This is a genomic window from Vibrio sp. SCSIO 43086 (assembly GCF_051132235.1).
Lineage (GTDB): Bacteria > Pseudomonadota > Gammaproteobacteria > Enterobacterales > Vibrionaceae > Vibrio > Vibrio diabolicus.
Map to the genome: position 1 here is coordinate 292231 of NZ_CP072677.1, position 18431 is coordinate 310661.

At 45.4% G+C, this 18431-nt stretch carries 29 protein-coding genes; 24 read left to right on the forward strand and 5 right to left on the reverse strand.

Annotation, left to right across the window (positions count from 1 at the left end):
• Window positions 1–9 precede the first annotated feature (9 nt).
• The 21 genes from rpsC (at window position 10) to rplQ (ending at window position 10293) form a co-directional block, all read left to right on the forward strand.
• Window positions 10–708 carry a 30S ribosomal protein S3 gene (rpsC, locus tag J8Z23_RS01370; protein ID WP_005383161.1) on the forward strand — a complete coding sequence of 233 codons (699 nt, stop codon included), beginning with the start codon at window positions 10–12 and terminating at the stop codon, window positions 706–708.
• A gap of 11 nt (window positions 709–719) precedes the next feature.
• Window positions 720–1130 (forward strand): 50S ribosomal protein L16, encoded by a 411-nt coding sequence (rplP, locus tag J8Z23_RS01375; RefSeq protein ID WP_005379577.1) that lies wholly within the window; start codon window positions 720–722, stop codon window positions 1128–1130.
• Window positions 1130–1321 (forward strand): 50S ribosomal protein L29, encoded by a 192-nt coding sequence (gene rpmC / locus J8Z23_RS01380; protein WP_005379576.1) that lies wholly within the window; start codon window positions 1130–1132, stop codon window positions 1319–1321. The genes rplP and rpmC overlap by 1 nt, the downstream gene beginning before the upstream one ends.
• Window positions 1321–1575, forward strand: coding sequence for a 30S ribosomal protein S17 (gene rpsQ / locus J8Z23_RS01385; RefSeq protein WP_005379575.1), 255 nt, complete (start codon window positions 1321–1323; stop codon window positions 1573–1575). The genes rpmC and rpsQ overlap by 1 nt, the downstream gene beginning before the upstream one ends.
• Window positions 1576–1737: 162 nt before the next feature.
• Window positions 1738–2109, forward strand: coding sequence for a 50S ribosomal protein L14 (rplN, locus tag J8Z23_RS01390; protein WP_004410450.1), 372 nt, complete (start codon window positions 1738–1740; stop codon window positions 2107–2109).
• A 13-nt stretch (window positions 2110–2122) separates the two neighbouring features.
• On the forward strand, window positions 2123–2440 hold the full coding sequence (gene rplX / locus J8Z23_RS01395) for a 50S ribosomal protein L24 (protein WP_005379574.1): 318 nt from the start codon (window positions 2123–2125) through the stop codon (window positions 2438–2440).
• 23 nt (window positions 2441–2463) lie between these two features.
• On the forward strand, window positions 2464–3003 hold the full coding sequence (gene rplE / locus J8Z23_RS01400; RefSeq protein ID WP_005379573.1) for a 50S ribosomal protein L5: 540 nt from the start codon (window positions 2464–2466) through the stop codon (window positions 3001–3003).
• A gap of 17 nt (window positions 3004–3020) precedes the next feature.
• Window positions 3021–3326: a 30S ribosomal protein S14 gene (rpsN, locus tag J8Z23_RS01405; protein ID WP_012841173.1), complete on the forward strand. Its 306-nt coding sequence runs from the start codon at window positions 3021–3023 to the stop codon at window positions 3324–3326.
• Between the two features lie 29 nt (window positions 3327–3355).
• Window positions 3356–3748, forward strand: a complete 393-nt coding sequence (rpsH, locus tag J8Z23_RS01410) for a 30S ribosomal protein S8 (protein WP_005379572.1) — start codon at window positions 3356–3358, stop codon at window positions 3746–3748.
• 13 nt (window positions 3749–3761) lie between these two features.
• Window positions 3762–4295: a 50S ribosomal protein L6 gene (gene rplF / locus J8Z23_RS01415; protein WP_005392377.1), complete on the forward strand. Its 534-nt coding sequence runs from the start codon at window positions 3762–3764 to the stop codon at window positions 4293–4295.
• A gap of 9 nt (window positions 4296–4304) precedes the next feature.
• On the forward strand, window positions 4305–4658 hold the full coding sequence (gene rplR, locus J8Z23_RS01420) for a 50S ribosomal protein L18 (RefSeq protein WP_005379568.1): 354 nt from the start codon (window positions 4305–4307) through the stop codon (window positions 4656–4658).
• A 14-nt stretch (window positions 4659–4672) separates the two neighbouring features.
• Window positions 4673–5176, forward strand: a complete 504-nt coding sequence (gene rpsE / locus J8Z23_RS01425) for a 30S ribosomal protein S5 (protein WP_004745894.1) — start codon at window positions 4673–4675, stop codon at window positions 5174–5176.
• Between the two features lie 7 nt (window positions 5177–5183).
• Entirely contained in the window at window positions 5184–5360 is a 177-nt protein-coding gene (rpmD, locus tag J8Z23_RS01430) for a 50S ribosomal protein L30 (protein WP_005379565.1), read from the forward strand.
• A 5-nt stretch (window positions 5361–5365) separates the two neighbouring features.
• Window positions 5366–5800 carry a 50S ribosomal protein L15 gene (rplO, locus tag J8Z23_RS01435; protein WP_005383155.1) on the forward strand — a complete coding sequence of 145 codons (435 nt, stop codon included), beginning with the start codon at window positions 5366–5368 and terminating at the stop codon, window positions 5798–5800.
• Window positions 5801–5820: 20 nt separating this feature from the next.
• A complete protein-coding gene (gene secY / locus J8Z23_RS01440; RefSeq protein ID WP_005379562.1) occupies window positions 5821–7155 on the forward strand; it encodes a preprotein translocase subunit SecY in 1335 nt (444 codons plus the stop codon).
• 38 nt (window positions 7156–7193) lie between these two features.
• Window positions 7194–7307 (forward strand): 50S ribosomal protein L36, encoded by a 114-nt coding sequence (gene rpmJ / locus J8Z23_RS01445; protein ID WP_000868186.1) that lies wholly within the window; start codon window positions 7194–7196, stop codon window positions 7305–7307.
• 149 nt (window positions 7308–7456) lie between these two features.
• Window positions 7457–7813, forward strand: coding sequence for a 30S ribosomal protein S13 (gene rpsM / locus J8Z23_RS01450; protein ID WP_005383154.1), 357 nt, complete (start codon window positions 7457–7459; stop codon window positions 7811–7813).
• An 18-nt stretch (window positions 7814–7831) separates the two neighbouring features.
• Window positions 7832–8221, forward strand: a complete 390-nt coding sequence (gene rpsK, locus J8Z23_RS01455; protein WP_001118870.1) for a 30S ribosomal protein S11 — start codon at window positions 7832–7834, stop codon at window positions 8219–8221.
• Between the two features lie 27 nt (window positions 8222–8248).
• Window positions 8249–8869 (forward strand): 30S ribosomal protein S4, encoded by a 621-nt coding sequence (gene rpsD, locus J8Z23_RS01460; protein ID WP_005383146.1) that lies wholly within the window; start codon window positions 8249–8251, stop codon window positions 8867–8869.
• Between the two features lie 24 nt (window positions 8870–8893).
• The gene (locus J8Z23_RS01465) at window positions 8894–9886 is read left to right on the forward strand and encodes a DNA-directed RNA polymerase subunit alpha (protein WP_005383143.1); all 993 of its coding nucleotides are present in this window, start codon (window positions 8894–8896) and stop codon (window positions 9884–9886) included.
• Window positions 9887–9912: 26 nt separating this feature from the next.
• Entirely contained in the window at window positions 9913–10293 is a 381-nt protein-coding gene (rplQ, locus tag J8Z23_RS01470; RefSeq protein ID WP_005383141.1) for a 50S ribosomal protein L17, read from the forward strand.
• 135 nt (window positions 10294–10428) lie between these two features.
• Here the strand turns inward: rplQ and J8Z23_RS01475 are convergent, their stop codons facing one another.
• Together J8Z23_RS01475 and J8Z23_RS01480 are read right to left on the reverse strand one after the other, a co-directional pair.
• Entirely contained in the window at window positions 10429–10908 is a 480-nt protein-coding gene (locus J8Z23_RS01475; RefSeq protein WP_222133144.1) for a DUF2780 domain-containing protein, read from the reverse strand.
• A 153-nt stretch (window positions 10909–11061) separates the two neighbouring features.
• The gene (locus tag J8Z23_RS01480) at window positions 11062–11682 is read right to left on the reverse strand and encodes an FKBP-type peptidyl-prolyl cis-trans isomerase (protein ID WP_005392370.1); all 621 of its coding nucleotides are present in this window, start codon (window positions 11680–11682) and stop codon (window positions 11062–11064) included.
• Between the two features lie 232 nt (window positions 11683–11914).
• Here J8Z23_RS01480 and J8Z23_RS01485 point away from each other — a divergent pair, with 232 nt between their 5' ends.
• Window positions 11915–12511 (forward strand): LysM-like peptidoglycan-binding domain-containing protein, encoded by a 597-nt coding sequence (locus J8Z23_RS01485; protein WP_047009022.1) that lies wholly within the window; start codon window positions 11915–11917, stop codon window positions 12509–12511.
• An 81-nt stretch (window positions 12512–12592) separates the two neighbouring features.
• Here J8Z23_RS01485 and J8Z23_RS01490 read toward each other — a convergent pair whose 3' ends face one another.
• Complete coding sequence (locus J8Z23_RS01490; RefSeq protein WP_031780248.1) at window positions 12593–13054, reverse strand: GNAT family N-acetyltransferase; 462 nt, start codon at window positions 13052–13054, stop codon at window positions 12593–12595.
• Between the two features lie 142 nt (window positions 13055–13196).
• Here J8Z23_RS01490 and dbpA point away from each other — a divergent pair, with 142 nt between their 5' ends.
• Window positions 13197–14576 (forward strand): ATP-dependent RNA helicase DbpA, encoded by a 1380-nt coding sequence (dbpA, locus tag J8Z23_RS01495; RefSeq protein WP_047009023.1) that lies wholly within the window; start codon window positions 13197–13199, stop codon window positions 14574–14576.
• A 43-nt stretch (window positions 14577–14619) separates the two neighbouring features.
• Here dbpA and J8Z23_RS01500 read toward each other — a convergent pair whose 3' ends face one another.
• A complete protein-coding gene (locus tag J8Z23_RS01500; protein WP_256951355.1) occupies window positions 14620–15198 on the reverse strand; it encodes a Crp/Fnr family transcriptional regulator in 579 nt (192 codons plus the stop codon).
• A gap of 97 nt (window positions 15199–15295) precedes the next feature.
• Window positions 15296–17257 (reverse strand): 2',3'-cyclic-nucleotide 2'-phosphodiesterase, encoded by a 1962-nt coding sequence (gene cpdB, locus J8Z23_RS01505; RefSeq protein WP_434634609.1) that lies wholly within the window; start codon window positions 17255–17257, stop codon window positions 15296–15298.
• A gap of 275 nt (window positions 17258–17532) precedes the next feature.
• Here cpdB and cobA point away from each other — a divergent pair, with 275 nt between their 5' ends.
• Window positions 17533–18408 carry a uroporphyrinogen-III C-methyltransferase gene (gene cobA, locus J8Z23_RS01510; RefSeq protein WP_048626585.1) on the forward strand — a complete coding sequence of 292 codons (876 nt, stop codon included), beginning with the start codon at window positions 17533–17535 and terminating at the stop codon, window positions 18406–18408.
• Window positions 18409–18431: the final 23 nt, after the last annotated feature.

Consider the following 18431-nt stretch of genomic DNA (forward strand, 5'->3'; position numbering starts at 1 on the left):
GAGTAAGCAATGGGTCAAAAAGTACATCCAAATGGTATTCGTCTAGGCATCGTTAAGCCTTGGAATGCTACATGGTTTGCTAACACCAAAGATTTCGCTGACAACCTAGACGGCGACTTCAAGGTACGTCAGTTCCTTACAAGTGAACTGAAAAAAGCGTCTCTATCACGTATCGTTATCGAGCGTCCTGCTAAGAGCATCCGTGTGACTATTCACACAGCTCGTCCAGGCGTTGTTATCGGTAAGAAAGGTGAAGACGTTGAGAAGCTACGCGCAGCTGTAGCTAAAATTGCAGGTGTACCAGCGCAAATTAACATCGCTGAAGTACGTAAGCCTGAACTAGATGCGCAACTTGTTGGTGACAGCATCGCGTCTCAGCTAGAGCGTCGTGTTATGTTCCGTCGTGCTATGAAGCGCGCAGTACAAAACGCAATGCGCCTAGGCGCTAAAGGTATCAAAGTGGAAGTAAGCGGTCGTCTAGGCGGCGCTGAAATCGCACGTTCAGAGTGGTACCGTGAAGGCCGTGTGCCTCTACACACTCTACGTGCTGACATTGATTACGCAACTTCTTCGGCTCACACTCAATACGGTGTGATCGGCATTAAAACTTGGATCTTCAAAGGTGAAATCCTAGGTGGTATGCCAGCAGCTAACGCTGTAGAGCCTAAAGGCGACAAGCCTAAGAAGCAGCGTAAAGGCCGTAAGTAAGGAGTCGACAGATGCTACAACCTAAACGTACTAAGTTCCGTAAGGTTCAGACTGGTCGTAACCGTGGTCTAGCTAAAGGTACTGATGTAAGCTTCGGCGAATTCGGTCTTAAAGCTGTTGGCCGTGGTCGTCTAACTGCTCGTCAAATCGAAGCGGCACGTCGTGCAATGACACGTCACGTTAAGCGTCAAGGTAAAATCTGGATCCGTGTGTTCCCAGACAAACCAATCACAGAAAAACCACTTGAAGTTCGTCAAGGTAAGGGTAAAGGTAACGTTGAGTACTGGGTAGCCCAAATCCAACCTGGTAAGGTTATGTACGAAATGGGTGGTGTACCTGAAGAATTGGCACGTGAAGCGTTCCGTCTTGCGGCACGTAAACTGCCTTTCAAAACTACATTTGTAACTAAGCAGGTGATGTGATGAAAGCACAAGATCTACGCGAGAAAAGCGTTGAAGAGCTTAACGCTGAGCTAATGAATTTGCTACGTGAACAGTTCAACTTGCGCATGCAAGCTGCGACTGGTCAACTACAGCAAACTCATACTCTGAAAGCTGTACGCCGTGATATCGCACGTGTGAAAACTGTTTTGACTGAGAAGGCAGGCGCATAATGAGCGAAGTAAAACGTACTCAACAAGGTCGTGTTGTTAGCGATAAGATGGACAAGTCTATCACTGTTGCTATCGAACGTTTCGTAAAACACCCAATCTACGGTAAATACGTAAAACGTACGACTAAAGTACACGCACATGACGAGAACAACGAGTGTGGCCTAGGCGACACAGTTGAAATCGCAGAGTGTCGTCCACTGTCTAAGACTAAGTCTTGGACTTTGGTAAAAGTTCTAGAAAAGGCGAAGATTTAATCTCGTTAATTCTATGAAACTAAAGCGGCTCCAAAATATTTTTGGAGCCGTTTATTTTTTGACTACCCAATCACAAAAAAGGGTGGTACAATTCGCGTCCCTTTTAAAGAGGCAGCCCGACCCGTGATGGGTCTAGTTATTAATATTTAGCGGAGCACTAACATGATCCAAATGCAAAGTATGCTGGACGCAGCTGATAACTCAGGCGCACGCAGCGTAATGTGTATTAAGGTTCTGGGTGGCTCTCACCGCCGTTATGCACATATCGGTGACGTCATCAAAGTTACTGTGAAGGAAGCAATCCCTCGCGGTAAAGTTAAAAAAGGTGATGTTCTGAAGGCGGTGGTAGTGCGCACCCGTAAAGGCGTACGTCGTCCTGACGGTTCTGTCATTCGCTTCGACCGAAATGCTTGCGTATTGCTAAACGACAATACTGAGCAACCAATCGGTACACGTATCTTTGGTCCTGTGACACGCGAACTTCGTGGCGATAAGTTCATGAAGATCGTTTCACTGGCTCCAGAAGTTCTGTAAGGAGCACGTAGAAATGGCAGCTAAAATCCGTCGTAATGACGAAGTAATCGTTCTTGCTGGTAAAGACAAAGGCAAGAAAGGTAAAGTAACTAAGGTTCTAGCAACTGGTAAAGTTATCGTTGAAGGTATCAACCTAGTTAAGAAGCATCAGAAACCTGTTCCAGCTATGGGTATCCAAGGCGGTATCGTAGAGCAAGAAGCAGCAATCGACGTTTCTAACGTGGCGATTTTCAACGCAGCTACTGGTAAAGCTGACCGTATCGGTTTCCGTTTTGAAGACGGCAAAAAAGTTCGTTTCTTCAAGTCTAACGGCGAAACCGTTTCTAACTAATAGAAGTAATTTGGAGTTCTACTATGGCGAAACTGCATGATTACTACAAGTCGTCTGTAGTCGCTGAACTGACCAAACAGTTCGGTTACACAAGCGTCATGCAAGTCCCTAGAATCGAGAAAATCACCCTAAACATGGGTGTTGGTGAAGCAATCAACGATAAGAAACTGCTAGAAAATGCAGCGTCTGATATGGCAACGATCTCTGGTCAAAAGCCACTTATCACAAAAGCGCGCAAATCTGTTGCAGGTTTCAAAATCCGTGAAGGCTACCCTATCGGTTGTAAAGTAACCTTGCGTGGCGAACGTATGTGGGATTTTCTTGAGCGTTTAATTAACATCGCTCTTCCACGTGTACGTGACTTCCGTGGTGTTAGCGCTAAGTCTTTTGACGGTCGCGGTAACTACAGCATGGGCGTTCGCGAGCAAATCATCTTCCCGGAAATCGACTTTGATAAAGTTGATCGTGTACGCGGTTTAGACATCACTATTACGACGTCTGCTGGTACTGATGAGGAAGGCCGTGCTCTGCTGGCTGCCTTTAACTTCCCATTCCGTAAGTAAGGTGAAGGGTTACTGTTATGGCTAAACAATCAATGAAAGCACGTGAAGCTAAACGTGCACAGCTAGTAGCTAAGTTCGCTGAAAAGCGTGCAGCGCTAAAAGCTATCATCAGCGATGTAAACGCATCTGAAGAAGATCGTTGGAACGCGGTTCTTACACTGCAATCTCTTCCACGTGATTCAAGTGCATCACGTCAGCGCAACCGTTGCAACCAAACTGGTCGTCCACACGGTTACCTACGTAAGTTCGGTCTAAGCCGTATTAAGGTTCGTGAAGCTTGCATGAAAGGCGAGATTCCGGGTCTTCGTAAGGCTAGCTGGTAATTGCCACTTAATCATTTGGAGTAAATCATATGAGCATGCAAGATCCGATTTCGGATATGCTGACCCGCGTTCGTAACGGTCAGGCAGCAAACAAAGTTGCTGTAAAAATGCCTTCTTCAAAGCTTAAAGTTGCAATTGCTGCACTACTAAAAGCTGAAGGTTACATCGTTGACTTCGCTGTTGAAGGCGAAGCAAAACCTGAGCTAGAAGTTACACTTAAGTACTTCCAAGCTAAACCAGTAATCGAGCAACTTAAACGTGTTTCTCGTCCAGGTCTACGTGTTTACAAGAAGAAAGATGAACTTCCTTCTGTAATGGGTGGTCTTGGTATTGCTATCGTTTCAACTTCCAAGGGTCTTATGTCAGACCGCGCTGCACGTAAAGCAGGTCTTGGTGGTGAAATCATCGCTTACGTAGCTTAATAAGGAGTAGACTATGTCTCGTGTTGCAAAAGCACCTGTCGCTATTCCAGCTGGCGTAGAGGTGAAACTAAACGGCCAAGAAATCACTGTAAAAGGTGCGAAAGGCGAACTAACTCGCGTTCTTAACGATGCAGTTGTAATCGCTCAGGAAGAAAATAACCTGACTTTCGGTCCTAAAGAAGGTGTTGCTAACGCATGGGCTCAAGCAGGTACTGCTCGCGCTCTAGTTAACAACATGGTTGTTGGTGTTACTGAAGGCTTTACTAAGAAGCTAACTCTTAAAGGTGTAGGTTACCGTGCTGCTATCAAAGGCAACGCTGTAGGTCTAACACTAGGCTTCTCACACCCAGTTGAGCACGAGTTGCCAGCGGGTATTAAAGCTGAATGTCCAAGCCAAACTGAAATCGTGATCACTGGTGCTGACAAGCAACTAGTTGGTCAAGTTGCGGCTGACATTCGTTCTTACCGTGAGCCTGAGCCATACAAAGGCAAAGGTGTTCGTTACGCAGATGAAAATGTGCGTACTAAAGAAGCTAAGAAGAAGTAAGGTAACACTATGGATAAGAAAGCATCTCGCATCCGTCGTGCTACACGTGCACGTCGTAAGATTGCAGAACTGGGTGCGACTCGCCTAGTTGTACACCGTACTCCTCGTCACGTGTACGCACAGGTTATCGCGGCTAACGGCTCTGAGGTTATCGCAGCAGCTTCTACTGTAGAAAAAGCGATCCGTGAGCAAGTGAAATACACTGGTAACGTTGATGCAGCTAAAGCAGTGGGTAAAGCTATTGCTGAGCGCGCTCTTGAGAAGGGCGTAACTGCAGTTGCATTTGATCGTTCTGGTTTCCAATACCACGGTCGAGTAGCGGCGCTAGCAGAATCTGCTCGCGAAGCTGGTCTGAAATTCTAAGGTAGGGTTGGAAGATGGCTAAAGAACAACAAGTTCAAGCGAATGATTTGCAAGAAAAGCTAATCGCAGTTAACCGCGTATCTAAGACGGTTAAAGGCGGTCGAATCATGAGCTTCACTGCACTAACAGTAGTTGGTGACGGTAATGGTCGTGTAGGTTTCGGTTACGGCAAAGCTCGTGAAGTACCTGCAGCGATTCAAAAAGCAATGGAAAAAGCGCGTCGTAACATGACTACGATCGCTCTAAACGAAGGCACTCTTCACCACCCAGTGAAAGGTCGCCATTCGGGCTCTAAAGTTTACATGCAGCCTGCTGCAGAAGGTACTGGTGTTATCGCAGGTGGTGCGATGCGTGCAGTACTAGAAGTTGCTGGTGTACACAACGTACTATCTAAAGCGTACGGTTCTACGAACCCTATCAACATCGTTCGTGCAACGATCGATGCACTAGGTAGCATGAAGTCACCAGAAATGGTTGCTGCTAAACGTGGTCTAACTGTTGAATCTATTTCGGAGTAAGAACACCATGGCAACTATTAAAGTAACTCAAACTAAAAGCTCAATTGGTCGTCTGCCAAAGCACAAAGCTACTTTGCGCGGTCTAGGTCTTCGTAAAATCAACCACACAGTAGAACTTGAAGATACTCCGTGTATTCGCGGTATGATCAACAAGGTTTACTACATGGTTAAAGTTGAGGAGTAATCAGAATGCGTTTGAATACTCTAGCACCGGCTGCTGGCGCGAAAACTTCTGCGAAGCGAGTAGGTCGTGGTATCGGTTCAGGCCTAGGTAAAACTGGTGGCCGTGGTCACAAAGGTCAAAAATCACGTTCTGGCGGCAGTGTTCGTCCAGGTTTCGAAGGCGGTCAGATGCCTCTGAAACAACGTCTACCAAAATTCGGTTTCACTTCTCGTAAGAGCCTAGTGTCTGCTGAAGTTCGTCTAGCTGAGCTAGCGAAAGTTTCTGGTGACGTAGTTGATCTAAACAGTCTTAAAGCTGCTAACATCATCACTAAGAACATCGAATTTGTAAAAGTTGTTCTTTCTGGTGAAATCAACAAAGCAGTGACTGTGAAAGGTCTACGTGTGACTAAAGGCGCTAAAGCTGCAATCGAAGCTGCAGGCGGTAAAATCGAGGAATAATCTCGAGGAACGAGGTACAGATGGCTAAGAAACCAGGACAAGATTTTCGTAGTGCTCAGAGCGGCTTAAGTGAACTAAAGTCGCGCTTGTTATTCGTAATTGGTGCACTTTTAGTATTCCGAGCCGGCTCCTTTGTGCCGATTCCTGGTATTGACGCTGCTGTACTTGCCGATTTGTTCGAACAGCAAAAAGGTACCATCGTTGAAATGTTTAACATGTTCTCCGGTGGTGCTCTTGAGCGTGCATCTATATTAGCATTGGGCATCATGCCGTATATTTCGGCATCTATTGTTGTCCAATTGCTAACTGTAGTTCATCCAGCGTTAGCTGAACTCAAAAAAGAGGGTGAAGCAGGCCGTCGTAAGATCAGCCAATACACACGCTACGGCACGCTTGTACTTGCAACCTTCCAAGCTATAGGTATTGCAACTGGCCTACCAAACATGGTCGACAATCTGGTTGTTATCAACCAAACCATGTTTACGCTAATTGCTACCGTAAGTTTAGTAACCGGTACCATGTTCTTAATGTGGTTAGGTGAACAAATTACAGAGCGAGGAATTGGTAACGGTATTTCGATACTGATTTTTGCAGGTATTGTTGCTGGATTGCCTTCTGCAATCGGTCAAACAATCGAGCAAGCGCGTCAAGGTGAATTGCATGTACTTCTTCTGTTGCTAATCGCGGTATTAGCTTTTGCAGTCATTTACTTCGTTGTTTTCATGGAACGTGGTCAACGCCGAATCGTCGTTAACTACGCGAAGCGTCAACAAGGTCGTAAAGTATTTGCTGCGCAAAGCTCGCATCTGCCTCTTAAAATTAACATGGCAGGTGTAATCCCAGCGATTTTTGCATCAAGCATTATCTTGTTCCCAGGAACATTGGCTCAGTGGTTTGGTCAAAACGGCGAGAGCAGCGCGTTCGGTTGGTTAACTGACGTGTCTTTGGCTCTTAGCCCAGGTCAACCGTTGTATGTAATGCTTTATGCAGCAGCAATTATCTTCTTCTGTTTCTTCTACACGGCGTTGGTTTTCAACCCGCGTGAAACAGCAGATAACTTGAAGAAGTCTGGTGCATTCGTACCCGGTATCCGCCCAGGTGAGCAGACAGCGAAGTACATTGATAAAGTAATGACACGTTTAACCCTTGCTGGTGCACTGTACATTACCTTTATCTGTCTGATTCCCGAGTTCATGATGGTCGCGTGGAACGTACGTTTCTACTTCGGCGGTACATCGCTACTAATCGTAGTTGTTGTAATTATGGACTTTATGGCACAGGTACAGACTCATCTGATGTCTCAACAGTATGATTCTGTGTTGAAGAAAGCGAATCTGAAAGGCTACGGCCGTTAATCCGGCGGTAGACTCAGTTTCATTTACGGAGTTTAGCAATGAAAGTTCGTGCTTCCGTTAAAAAAATCTGCCGTAACTGTAAAGTAATCAAGCGTAACGGTGTCGTTCGCGTGATTTGCAGTGAGCCAAAGCACAAACAGCGCCAAGGCTAATTAGCAGAAATTTTTACTTGAAAATGAAGGTTGGGTCGAGTATATTCCTCGGCCTACCTTTTGCGTGCAAAAGAAGTAGTATTCCGCAGCGTATCCATAACGGGCTTTGCTGCGGCTAATTCTTTTATAGAAACACTTAGGAGTGAATAATGGCCCGTATAGCAGGCATTAACATTCCTGATCAGAAACATGCAGTAATCGCTCTAACAGCGATCTACGGCATCGGTAAAACTCGCTCTCAAGCTATCCTAGCTGAAGTGGGTATTGCTGAAAATGTTAAGATCAGTGAACTAACTGAAGAGCAGATCGATCAACTGCGTGATGGTGTAGCTAAGTACACTGTAGAAGGTGATCTACGTCGTGAAGTATCTATGAACATCAAGCGTCTTATGGACCTTGGCTGTTACCGTGGTCTTCGTCATCGTCGCAGTCTACCACTACGTGGACAGCGTACTAAAACCAACGCTCGCACCCGTAAGGGTCCGCGTAAGCCGATCAAGAAATAATCGGGAAGGTAGAGTACAATGGCTAAACAACCAACTCGCGCTCGTAAGCGCGTACGCAAGCAAGTTGCAGATGGCGTTGCGCACATCCATGCTTCTTTCAATAACACAATCGTAACCATTACTGACCGTCAAGGTAACGCTCTTGCATGGGCTACTGCAGGTGGTTCTGGTTTCCGTGGTTCTCGTAAGTCTACTCCGTTCGCTGCACAGGTTGCTGCTGAGCGTTGTGCTGAAATGGCTAAAGAATACGGCCTAAAGAACTTGGAAGTTATGGTTAAGGGTCCTGGTCCAGGTCGCGAATCTACTGTTCGTGCACTAAACGCCGCTGGTTTCCGCATCACAAACATCGTTGATGCTACACCAATCCCTCATAACGGTTGTCGTCCACCTAAGAAACGTCGCGTATAACGTTTCTAGGACAATTGGAGAAGAATCATGGCAAGATATTTGGGTCCTAAGCTGAAGCTTAGCCGTCGTGAAGGCACTGACTTATTCCTTAAGTCTGGTGTTCGCGCGATCGATACCAAGTGTAAAATTGATAACGCACCAGGTGTACACGGCGCTCGTCGCGGTCGTCTATCTGAGTATGGCGTTCAGCTTCGTGAGAAGCAAAAAGTACGTCGTATGTACGGCGTTCTAGAAAAACAATTCCGTAACTACTACAAAGAAGCTGCTCGCCTAAAAGGCAACACTGGTGAAAACCTACTTCAGCTTCTTGAAGGTCGTCTTGATAACGTAGTTTACCGCATGGGCTTTGGTGCAACTCGCGCAGAAGCACGTCAGCTAGTTAGCCACAAAGCTATCCTAGTAAACGGTAAAGTTGTAAACGTTCCTTCTTTCAAAGTAGCGGCTAATGACGTTGTTTCTATTCGCGAGAAAGCTAAACAGCAAGCTCGTATTAAAGCTGCTCTAGAAGTTGCTGAACAACGTGAAAAACCAACTTGGATTGAAGTAGATGGTGGCAAGATGGAAGGTACATTCAAGCGTATGCCTGAGCGTTCTGATCTATCAGCTGACATCAACGAACAATTGATCGTCGAGCTTTACTCTAAGTAAGGTTTAAACTAAAGAGAGGACACAATGCAGGGTTCTGTAACAGAATTTCTTAAGCCACGTCTAGTTGACATCGAACAAATCAGCTCGACTCACGCAAAAGTAACTCTTGAGCCATTAGAGCGTGGCTTTGGTCATACTCTGGGTAATGCACTTCGCCGCATTCTTCTATCTTCTATGCCTGGTTGTGCAGTGACAGAAGTAGAAATCGAAGGCGTACTTCACGAGTACAGCACTAAAGAAGGTGTACAAGAAGATATTCTTGAAATCCTTCTAAACCTTAAAGGTTTGGCAGTGCGTGTTGCTGAAGGCAAAGATGAAGTGTTCATTACTTTGAACAAATCAGGCTCGGGCCCTGTGGTTGCAGGTGACATCACCCATGATGGTGATGTAGAGATCGCTAACCCTGAACACGTTATTTGTCACCTAACGGATGACAACGCTGAAATCGCAATGCGTATTAAAGTAGAACGTGGTCGTGGTTATGTTCCAGCTTCTGCGCGTATCCATAACGAAGAAGACGAGCGTCCAATCGGTCGCCTACTAGTAGATGCTACTTACAGCCCAGTAGACAAAATTGCCTACGCTGTAGAAGCAGCTCGTGTAGAACAGCGCACTGATCTAGACAAGCTTGTTATCGATATGGAAACAAACGGTACTCTAGAACCTGAGGAAGCAATCCGTCGTGCAGCTACAATCCTAGCTGAACAATTGGATGCATTCGTAGATCTTCGTGATGTACGAGTTCCTGAGGAGAAAGAAGAGAAGCCAGAATTCGATCCGATCCTACTGCGTCCTGTAGACGATCTTGAACTAACAGTTCGCTCTGCTAACTGTCTGAAAGCAGAAGCGATTCACTACATCGGTGATCTAGTACAACGTACTGAGGTTGAGCTACTTAAAACGCCTAACCTTGGTAAAAAATCTCTTACTGAGATTAAAGACGTACTTGCGTCACGTGGTCTGTCTCTGGGCATGCGCCTAGAAAACTGGCCACCTGCATCAATCGCTGAAGATTAATCGATACTAGTTAGAAGGATTAGGTCATGCGCCATCGTAAGAGTGGTCGTCAACTCAACCGCAACAGCTCACATCGCAAAGCGATGTTCAGCAACATGGCTAGCTCTCTAGTACGTCATGAAGTTATCAAGACTACTTTGCCAAAAGCAAAAGAGCTACGTCGCGTAGTTGAGCCTTTGATTACACTAGCTAAGACTGACAGTGTTGCTAACCGTCGTCTAGCATTTGCACGTACTCGTGACAACGAAGTAGTTGCAAAACTATTTAACGAACTAGGTCCACGTTTTGCTGCTCGTCAGGGCGGTTACACTCGTATCCTAAAAGCTGGCTTCCGTGCTGGTGATAAAGCTCCAATGGCTTACATTGAGCTTGTAGATCGCCCAGCTGCTGAAGAAGCTGCTGAGTAATCAGTTCGTAAGAACGAGAAAGCCGAGCGTTAGCTCGGCTTTTTTGTATCTGCGATTCAGTAAATCTTTATATCCAGCCTGCATTTATTTTACTCCATGTAGACTGGCAATTTAAAAAGTGATTATCACTTGCGCTTATTTACTAGTATTCCACAACCCGCCCAATGAACTTAGAAGTCCCTCGCTAGCGCCTTGCTTGTTCAAGTAATCCAAGATTACTGGAGCAAACTGACTGATCATAGAGGGATCTAAACCCAACGTATCGAATGCACTTTTTACTGCACTGATATTCTCAATATTCCCCAGTAAGCTTTGTGCTCCTTGCAAGTTTGAAAGCCCAGGAATCAAAGACTGTAATTCACTGCTATTTTCTTGTGAAAGCTGGCTTTGAGCCAAAGCGAGTAGTGCGCCACTACCTCCAGCCGCTTGTTCTGTAGATACAGGTAATTGGCTAGTTAGCATGTCTGTTAATGGAGATGCTTCAGTGTTCAGGCTACTACCTACCATATCCATTAGGCCACTTTCTTTACTTTTTTGCGTGACGGAATCTAAGAATGCGTGTGCACTACCAATGTTCATTGATAAGAGTGCCAGAGTCAGGAGTGTTTTACGCATAGTACCTCCGAAGGTTGAGCGTTTTTAACGTGATTTTATTGTTTTAAAGGCTATCAGAATGAAAGGTTTAGAGGTGAGAAAGTCTATTCAGTTTAGACAAAAAAACGGCGCTAATGCGCCGTTTTATTAAATCATAATTGAAAATGGTTTCAATTAAAGAATATCTAGTAGTTCTACTTCGAAAACTAGTGCTGCGAATGGAGGGATAGCTGCACCAGCGCCACGCTCACCGTACGCAAGGTCTTGTGGTACGTATAGTTTCCACTTAGAACCAACAGGCATTAGTTGTAGTGCTTCTACCCAGCCTTTGATTACGCCTGTAACAGGGAATTCAGCTGGTTGACCGCGAGATACAGAGCTATCGAATACAGTACCGTCAGTTAGCTCACCGTGGTAGTGAACGCGAACTGAGCTTTCTGCTGTTGGAACTGCACCAGTACCTTCAGAAATGATTTCGTACTGAAGGCCAGAGTCTAGAACATTAACTTCAGGGCGTAGTGCGTTGTCTTTTAGGAACGCTTCGCCTTCTGCTGCTGCAATTTTCGCTGCTTCTTGGCGAGCGGTTTCTGCACGAGTGTGAAGCTCTTGTAGTGCTTTGTTGATTTCATCAATTTCGATTGATGGCATGTCACCAGTTAGTGCTGTTGCAATACCCGCTGCGATAGCATCAACGCTAAGACCTTCAAGACCAGAACCGGCAAGTTGCTGACCCATTTGCAGACCAATGCCGTAGCTTGCTTTTTGTTCTGCAGTTTCAAATTTAATTTCAGACATGAATGTCGCTCTTGTTAGGAGTGATAAAGGTAACAGGATATCAGTTTCGAGCTTAGGTTTAAATGATTGCGACTGAATGCTTAATTGAGGCGGCCAGGGTGTGACTTATCTCTTACTCCAAGTGAAATTTCTGCTAATTTAATCCAAATTCCATTTTAGTTTAGTGAAAAACATATACTCTCCGCGTCGGTATTTTTATACTGGCAGTAGAAGTATTAAGGGACTCATTAAAATGAATCGTCGCAGAAAGAAAAAGCAGCAAGTCGACTATGTCGAATTGGTTAAACAAAAATTCGCTGCTATCGACTGGAAGCAGCCGTTCAACAAAGAGCAATGGTTGGAGCGTATACAGCCTGTTAAGCAGTTTTGGCTGCGCCTACCGAAATTCCATCAGCGAGCTTTGATGGTTTTAGTACCATTGATTCTGGTACTCCTTGTTATTCCTTTGCCGAATAAAACAGAACAATCAGTTGAGCAAGCTGAGGTCGATCATCAGCGCGTAGCGATTCAGCTGAACGCACAGAGTTTAAGCCAGCAAAGAACCTCTCAGAATTCTGGGCCGAAATCCGAAGACTGGAAAGAGTACACGGTTAAAAATGGCGACACGTTAGCGCAGGTTTTCAGAAGTAATAAGCTCTCGATGGCGGATCTTAGCGCTCTAGTAAAAATCGAAGGCAGTGATAAGCCGCTGAGCCAAATTAAACAAGGACAATTGATTCGCTTTAAGCTTAGCGATGAAGGCGAGTTGGATATGCTGCAACTAGAAAAAAGCGGCCGGTCCGTCATGTTTTTCCGCTTATCGGATGGGACCTTTGGGCGCAACAAGTAGATGCTTCAAATGAACTAAAGACGCGAAGGTATCGCGTCTTTTTAGTTTATCTATAAATTAGTTAACCTAGCAATGAACGCGTTATATCGCTACGGCTTCTTTTCGCATATCCACATGAGGAATACCATCCTCTAGGTAGCGATCAGAAATAACTTTGAATCCATGACTCGCATAAAACTGGATGAGATGCTCTTGAGCTCCTATATCAATCGTCTGTCCTGGCCACAATATTTCACACTGTGTTAATGCCTCTTCCAGCAACTTATGTCCCAGACCATCACCACGTGCAGTTTGTTTGGTGACGACTCGACCAATGCTCACATTGTCATACGTCGTGCCAGCGGGTAGCAATCGTGCGCAAGCAACAAGTTCATCACCGTGGTAACCTATTAGATGATAAACACCTTCTAGTGTGTCTTTGCCATCCAGTTCAGGATAAGGGCAGGTTTGTTCAACGACGAATACATCCACACGTAATTTCATCATTGTATACAATTGTGTGGTTGTCAGTTGAGCAAAGGGCAAAGTAATCCAAGTGAGCATGTTGTCATCCGTCATGAGAGTAGAGTGACTGACTTTACTTTGTTTTGTACTCATACTCATTAACAAAGGTTAATTAGCACTGGTTTTCCCACCAAATCTGGTGATAATGTGCCCTCTTTTCATCTCACCTGAGGATATTCCCGTGAGCAAACAAACTTTTGATCAAGTCGGGCTAAACCCAGCGTTACTTGCCACACTTGATTCCCTGAACTACACCCACATGACGCCAATTCAAGCTTTGAGTTTGCCTGCAATCCTAAAACATCGTGATGTCATCGGGCAGGGTAAAACGGGCTCAGGTAAAACCGCTGCATTTGGTTTGGGTGTTTTATCGAACCTGAACGTCAAACGCTTTCGTGTCCAGTCATTAGTATTGTGTCCAACTCGTGAGCTTGCGGATCAAGTCGCGAAGGAAATTCGTACTTTAGGTCGTGGCATTCATAATATTAAAGTGCTTACTCTCTGCGGTGGGATGCCAATGGGGCCACAAATTGGTTCTCTGGAGCATGGCGCGCATATCTTAGTCGGCACACCTGGCCGTATTTTGGATCACCTTGAGAAAGGCCGAATTAACCTTAGCGAGCTGAATACCTTGGTGCTAGATGAAGCTGATCGCATGTTGGACATGGGTTTCCAAGACGCATTAGATGCGATTATTGATGCAGCGCCAAAGCAGCGTCAAACTCTACTTTTCAGTGCTACTTTCCCAGAGAAAATTGAGCAAATTGCGCAGCGTATTATGCAGACGCCTGAAGTCATTAAGGTGGAATCGACTCATGATACCTCAAGCATTGCTCAGCATTTCTACAAAGTTGAAGGTTCGGAAGCGCGTGATGAAGCGTTGGCGAACTTGCTACTGACTCACCAACCAGAGTCCGCTGTGGTTTTTTGCAATACCAAAAAAGAAGTGCAAAGTGTCGCAGATGAGTTGCATCGCAAAGGGTTCAGCGTTATCGATATCCATGGGGACTTAGAACAGCGTGAACGCGATCAAGCATTGGTGCAGTTTGCTAACAAGAGTGTTTCTATCCTTGTCGCAACAGACGTCGCGGCGCGTGGTTTGGACGTAGATAACCTTGATGCAGTCTTTAACTTTGAGCTATCGCGCGATCCTGAGGTTCATGTACACCGTATCGGTCGTACAGGCCGTGCAGGTAGTAAAGGTTTGGCGTTCAGCTTCTTTGGAGAGAAAGACGGTTTGCGTGTAGCTCGTATTGAAGAATACCTGGACATGGACGTGGTACCAGCAACATTGCCTGCCAAATCAAATCAGCAGCCATACCAAGCGAAGATGGTGACGATTAACATTGATGGCGGTAAGAAACAGAAAGTACGACCGGGTGATATCTTAGGGTGTCTGACTGGAAAAAATGGTATCCCAGGCTCTCAAGTTGGCAAGATTCACCTTTTCCCGATGCGCGCCTACGTTGCGGTCGAGAAGTCAGCTGCCAAAAAGGCTCTACAAACCATTAGTAATGGCAAGATGAAAGGGCGTCAGTTCCGAGCGCGGCTTCTTAAATAGCATAGAAAGGCTCTTCGTTTGAAGAGCCTTTTCTTTTTCGAGTTTACTTGGATGTGTGATCTTTAGTTAAGCGCGCTTTAATTCGGCTCAAACTGATAGGCGTGATCCCAAGATAAGCAGCTATTTGGCTATCGGTAATACGTAGCTTTAAGTCTGGGTAATGGGCGCAAAATAGTTGATATCGTTCCTCTGGGGAGTAGAGCAGCATAAAGCGTTCTTTGTTCTCTTTATTAACCAGTTGGTTTTCGAGTAGCTTTAAGTAAATGGCGTGCTTTTCTGCTCGCCAGTGATGCAACGTTTCAATTGGCAAGCAAAATAGCTGACAAGCGCTCAGCGTTTCCAATAAGTAAGGCGAAGGTTGGTCCTTTATTATGCTCTCAAAGCCGATAACCCAGTCTTTCTCCCAATAAAATTCTTTACTGAACTCTTTGCCCTGCTCAGTGAGATAGCTTGCATGGCATAACCCTTCAATAATGAAGTAAAGGTGCGAGCTAAACTCTCCTTGGTGGTTAAGAATGTGGCGCGTAGGCAGTTCGAGTAACTCACCATTTTCGATAAGTTGGTTTGCTTCTGTGTCTAAGAAGCCATGATTGACTAAGTCTGAAAAAAGATCGCTGTGCATGTGATAACTCAGAAACGGTTTTCTTTATTCTAACGGGTTTTATTGATAACAAAAAAGCGGCTCATGAGAGCCGCTTAGCGTTGTTGTTAAATCAGCCTTACTTATTCAGATCGATTTGGTAAATCGCGAAACCAATATCGTCAGTCGCGACACGTTTCATTGGGTATTGACCTTTATCTTTAATGAATTGCGCCGCTTTATCGCTAGGAGATGTTTCGAAGCGAATATCTAGCTTTTTATCGGATTTAATCGGTGCGAAAGACCAGTTGTTGTCAGCGCTTGGTGTCACTTCACCTTTTTCTTCACTCACGCGAGAAATATAAGTGGCGACGACAGAGCGGTTTTCATCTGGTGCGTCAAACGCAATAAAGTCTGGGCCCGTACCAGGGAAGGTATTGCTATAAGCACGGTAGTTATTGGTTGCGATGATGAAGTCTTGTCTTGGATCAACTGGCTTACCGTTGTAAGTCAGGTTCACGATACGCTGTGAATCTGGATTAATCACTTTGCAACTCGCATCGTATTTGGGCGGTTGGGTGATATCGATCTGGTAGTTCACCCCATCAATGACATCGAAGTTGTACGTACGGAAATTATCCCAATCAATCAAAGATTGCGGTTCAGGATTGTTGATGTCGATGTGGTTGAATTGACCCGCGCTGCACTCTAGCCATTCGCGAACCTCTTTACCTTTCACTTTCATCGCGACCAAGGTGTTGGGATATAAATAAAGATCGGCCGCATTACGGAAGGTGAGCTGACCGGATTCGACTTCTGTAAAGTTATTCGGATCGTTCTTACGCCCCCCGACTTTAAATGGTGCTGCGGCACTCAATACTGGAATGTCAGCGAGATCTGGGTCGCCTTGAATAAAGCGTTCCACGTAATCTTTCTGAGCAAGGTTAACGATCTGAATGGTTGGGTCGTCCTGCACTAATGCCAAGAAGCTGTACATGACATCATTTGCTTTGCCGATTGGTTGGTTTACAAATTCACGAGTGCCTTTGTGATCCTCTTCTAACGCTTTCACAATACCTTCATCGGCTTTAGCTAATGACTTCTTATTTACTTTATCGAAGATAGGGCGTGCTTCTGCTTGGCCTTCAACTACTTGCCATCTGCCGTCTTCCTCTTTCAGCATCAAGTCCATCACACCTACATGACTTCCCCAGCGACCAGGCATCACTGACGTCACACCATTGATGGTCCCTTTCTCTGTATCAACACCAGGTAGGTTTGCGAAGTCTTTCCCAGGGAAGACGGCGTGAGAGTGGCCAAAAGCAATCGCATCAATCCCATCAACTTGCGTTAAGTAATAGACAGAGTTTTCTGCGCCAAGCTTGTATGGGTCAGTGGAGATGCCTGAATGAGGAATGGCGATGATAACGTCTGCACCTTCTTTCTTCATTTGAGGAATCAGTTTTTCTGCCGTTTCCTTAATGTCTTTAGCAAAGACTTTGCCTTCTAAGTTCTTCTTGTCCCACACCATTATTTGTGGTGGTACAAAGCCGATATAACCCACTTTTATTTGATGCGCTTCGCCGTTTGTGTCTTTAAAGGTGTGGGTTTTGATCAGGTAAGGCTTGAAGTAATGCTCACCGGTTTTTTTATCAAATACGTTTGCGTTGATGTAAGGGAAGTTAGCGCCCGCCAACGTCTTTTGTAGAAAATCTAAGCCATAGTTGAACTCATGATTGCCAATGTTGCCCACATCGTAGTCTAGTTGGTTCATCGCCTTGTAGACTGGGTGGACATCGCCAGCGTTAATCCCTTTCGCCGCCATGTAATCGCCCATTGGGCTGCCCTGAATTAAGTCGCCGTTATCAACTAATACACTGTTTTCAGCCTCTGACTTTGCCTGCTTCACTATGGTCGCGGCGCGACTAAGACCGATTTGCTGTGATGGTTGGTCTTTATAGTAATCGTAATCCATCACGTTGGTGTGAATGTCGGTGGTTTCGATAATACGAAGCTTGATGGTATCGGCCATCGCAGGGCCCGCAAGCGTTAGCATGCCACTTAACACTGCGAGGGAAATAGGGTGAACTGCCACTTTCATTTGGTGCTCCAATTCAATGGGAAGGGGGAATCGTACCGCGTAATGTATCAAACGCTGGTGCAACTTAATGATAAAGATACAGAAAACTGTGAACAGAAATCAGTTTACTGAACCTTATTCATATTAACCGCCGACTTTTTCACGCTTTTGAATGAGACCAAACAAAAACTTCTTAGCAGATTTTTGAATAAAAAATGAAATTTTAGAATTTCAGGTAATATAAACGCCCCGCCATAATGCTTGCATAACGATATCAATGGACGATGAGCAAGCACATGGCAACGAACGATTCAGTCACTTCTTTTCCTAAACCAAAGCCCCGGTTAGTTTCTGACAACTCAGTAGCTGGTGTTACTCGTTTTGCAAAGCAATCGCTACAGCCTGGTGAAGTCGCCTTAGTGGGGGCGGGGCCGGGTGATCCTGAACTTTTGACAGTGAAAGCACTGAACTGTTTGCAGCAAGCCGATGTGGTTTTGTACGACTACTTGGTGTCAGAAGAAATCATGGCATTGATTCCAAGCGATACGATTTTGGTGTGCGTTGGGAAGCGAGCTGGGCATCACAGTGTGCCGCAGGAGAAGACGAATCAGCTATTGGTGGATTTTGCCAAGCAGGGCTACAAAGTAGTGCGCATTAAAGGTGGTGATCCGTTTGTATTCGGTCGTGGTGGTGAAGAGTTAGAAGTGCTTGCTGATGCTGGCGTTCGTTTTCAAGTTGTCCCTGGCATTACCGCGGCAGCTGGCGCAACGGCCTATGCTGGTATTCCACTGACTCATCGTGATTATGCGCAATCTGCCATCTTTGTGACTGGCCACTTGAAAGAAGAAAGTGATGAGATGGATTGGTCCACGTTGGCGCGTGGGAATCAGACTTTAGTGATCTACATGGGGCTGATGAAATCACACTATATTCAGAATCAACTCATTAAGCATGGTCGTTCAGCGTCGACTCCTATTGCCATTATTGAGCGTGGCACGCAGATTCAACAAAAAGTATTTACGGGAGAACTATCCCAACTCTCTGATTTATCGAAGGAAGCACAATCGCCATCTTTGATTGTTGTCGGAGAGGTAGTGCGACTGTCTCAAAAGTTAGACTGGTTTTTGTCTAGTACTGAATTCAACAAAAGTGCTATTGCCAACTCCATATAATTTCAGACCAAAGATTAGAGACG

What these genes read in the sequence shown, in the direction of transcription:
- rpsK (WP_001118870.1), top strand. Translation starts at nt 7,832, where the DNA reads ATGGCTAAACAACCAACTCGCGCTCGTAAGCGCGTACGCAAGCAAGTT.
- J8Z23_RS01490 (WP_031780248.1), bottom strand. Translation starts at nt 13,054, where the DNA reads ATGCTCACTTGGATTACTTTGCCCTTTGCTCAACTGACAACCACACAA.
- rplP (WP_005379577.1), top strand. Translation starts at nt 720, where the DNA reads ATGCTACAACCTAAACGTACTAAGTTCCGTAAGGTTCAGACTGGTCGT.
- rpsE (WP_004745894.1), top strand. Translation starts at nt 4,673, where the DNA reads ATGGCTAAAGAACAACAAGTTCAAGCGAATGATTTGCAAGAAAAGCTA.
- J8Z23_RS01480 (WP_005392370.1), bottom strand. Translation starts at nt 11,682, where the DNA reads ATGTCTGAAATTAAATTTGAAACTGCAGAACAAAAAGCAAGCTACGGC.
- cobA (WP_048626585.1), top strand. Translation starts at nt 17,533, where the DNA reads ATGGCAACGAACGATTCAGTCACTTCTTTTCCTAAACCAAAGCCCCGG.
- rpsQ (WP_005379575.1), top strand. Translation starts at nt 1,321, where the DNA reads ATGAGCGAAGTAAAACGTACTCAACAAGGTCGTGTTGTTAGCGATAAG.
- rplX (WP_005379574.1), top strand. Translation starts at nt 2,123, where the DNA reads ATGGCAGCTAAAATCCGTCGTAATGACGAAGTAATCGTTCTTGCTGGT.
- rpsD (WP_005383146.1), top strand. Translation starts at nt 8,249, where the DNA reads ATGGCAAGATATTTGGGTCCTAAGCTGAAGCTTAGCCGTCGTGAAGGC.
- rpmJ (WP_000868186.1), top strand. Translation starts at nt 7,194, where the DNA reads ATGAAAGTTCGTGCTTCCGTTAAAAAAATCTGCCGTAACTGTAAAGTA.
- rplO (WP_005383155.1), top strand. Translation starts at nt 5,366, where the DNA reads ATGCGTTTGAATACTCTAGCACCGGCTGCTGGCGCGAAAACTTCTGCG.
- secY (WP_005379562.1), top strand. Translation starts at nt 5,821, where the DNA reads ATGGCTAAGAAACCAGGACAAGATTTTCGTAGTGCTCAGAGCGGCTTA.
- J8Z23_RS01475 (WP_222133144.1), bottom strand. Translation starts at nt 10,908, where the DNA reads ATGCGTAAAACACTCCTGACTCTGGCACTCTTATCAATGAACATTGGT.
- J8Z23_RS01465 (WP_005383143.1), top strand. Translation starts at nt 8,894, where the DNA reads ATGCAGGGTTCTGTAACAGAATTTCTTAAGCCACGTCTAGTTGACATC.
- cpdB (WP_434634609.1), bottom strand. Translation starts at nt 17,257, where the DNA reads ATGAAAGTGGCAGTTCACCCTATTTCCCTCGCAGTGTTAAGTGGCATG.
- J8Z23_RS01485 (WP_047009022.1), top strand. Translation starts at nt 11,915, where the DNA reads ATGAATCGTCGCAGAAAGAAAAAGCAGCAAGTCGACTATGTCGAATTG.
- J8Z23_RS01500 (WP_256951355.1), bottom strand. Translation starts at nt 15,198, where the DNA reads ATGCACAGCGATCTTTTTTCAGACTTAGTCAATCATGGCTTCTTAGAC.
- rplF (WP_005392377.1), top strand. Translation starts at nt 3,762, where the DNA reads ATGTCTCGTGTTGCAAAAGCACCTGTCGCTATTCCAGCTGGCGTAGAG.
- rplQ (WP_005383141.1), top strand. Translation starts at nt 9,913, where the DNA reads ATGCGCCATCGTAAGAGTGGTCGTCAACTCAACCGCAACAGCTCACAT.
- rplN (WP_004410450.1), top strand. Translation starts at nt 1,738, where the DNA reads ATGATCCAAATGCAAAGTATGCTGGACGCAGCTGATAACTCAGGCGCA.
- rpmD (WP_005379565.1), top strand. Translation starts at nt 5,184, where the DNA reads ATGGCAACTATTAAAGTAACTCAAACTAAAAGCTCAATTGGTCGTCTG.
- rpsN (WP_012841173.1), top strand. Translation starts at nt 3,021, where the DNA reads ATGGCTAAACAATCAATGAAAGCACGTGAAGCTAAACGTGCACAGCTA.
- rpmC (WP_005379576.1), top strand. Translation starts at nt 1,130, where the DNA reads ATGAAAGCACAAGATCTACGCGAGAAAAGCGTTGAAGAGCTTAACGCT.
- rpsM (WP_005383154.1), top strand. Translation starts at nt 7,457, where the DNA reads ATGGCCCGTATAGCAGGCATTAACATTCCTGATCAGAAACATGCAGTA.
- rplR (WP_005379568.1), top strand. Translation starts at nt 4,305, where the DNA reads ATGGATAAGAAAGCATCTCGCATCCGTCGTGCTACACGTGCACGTCGT.
- rpsH (WP_005379572.1), top strand. Translation starts at nt 3,356, where the DNA reads ATGAGCATGCAAGATCCGATTTCGGATATGCTGACCCGCGTTCGTAAC.
- rplE (WP_005379573.1), top strand. Translation starts at nt 2,464, where the DNA reads ATGGCGAAACTGCATGATTACTACAAGTCGTCTGTAGTCGCTGAACTG.
- rpsC (WP_005383161.1), top strand. Translation starts at nt 10, where the DNA reads ATGGGTCAAAAAGTACATCCAAATGGTATTCGTCTAGGCATCGTTAAG.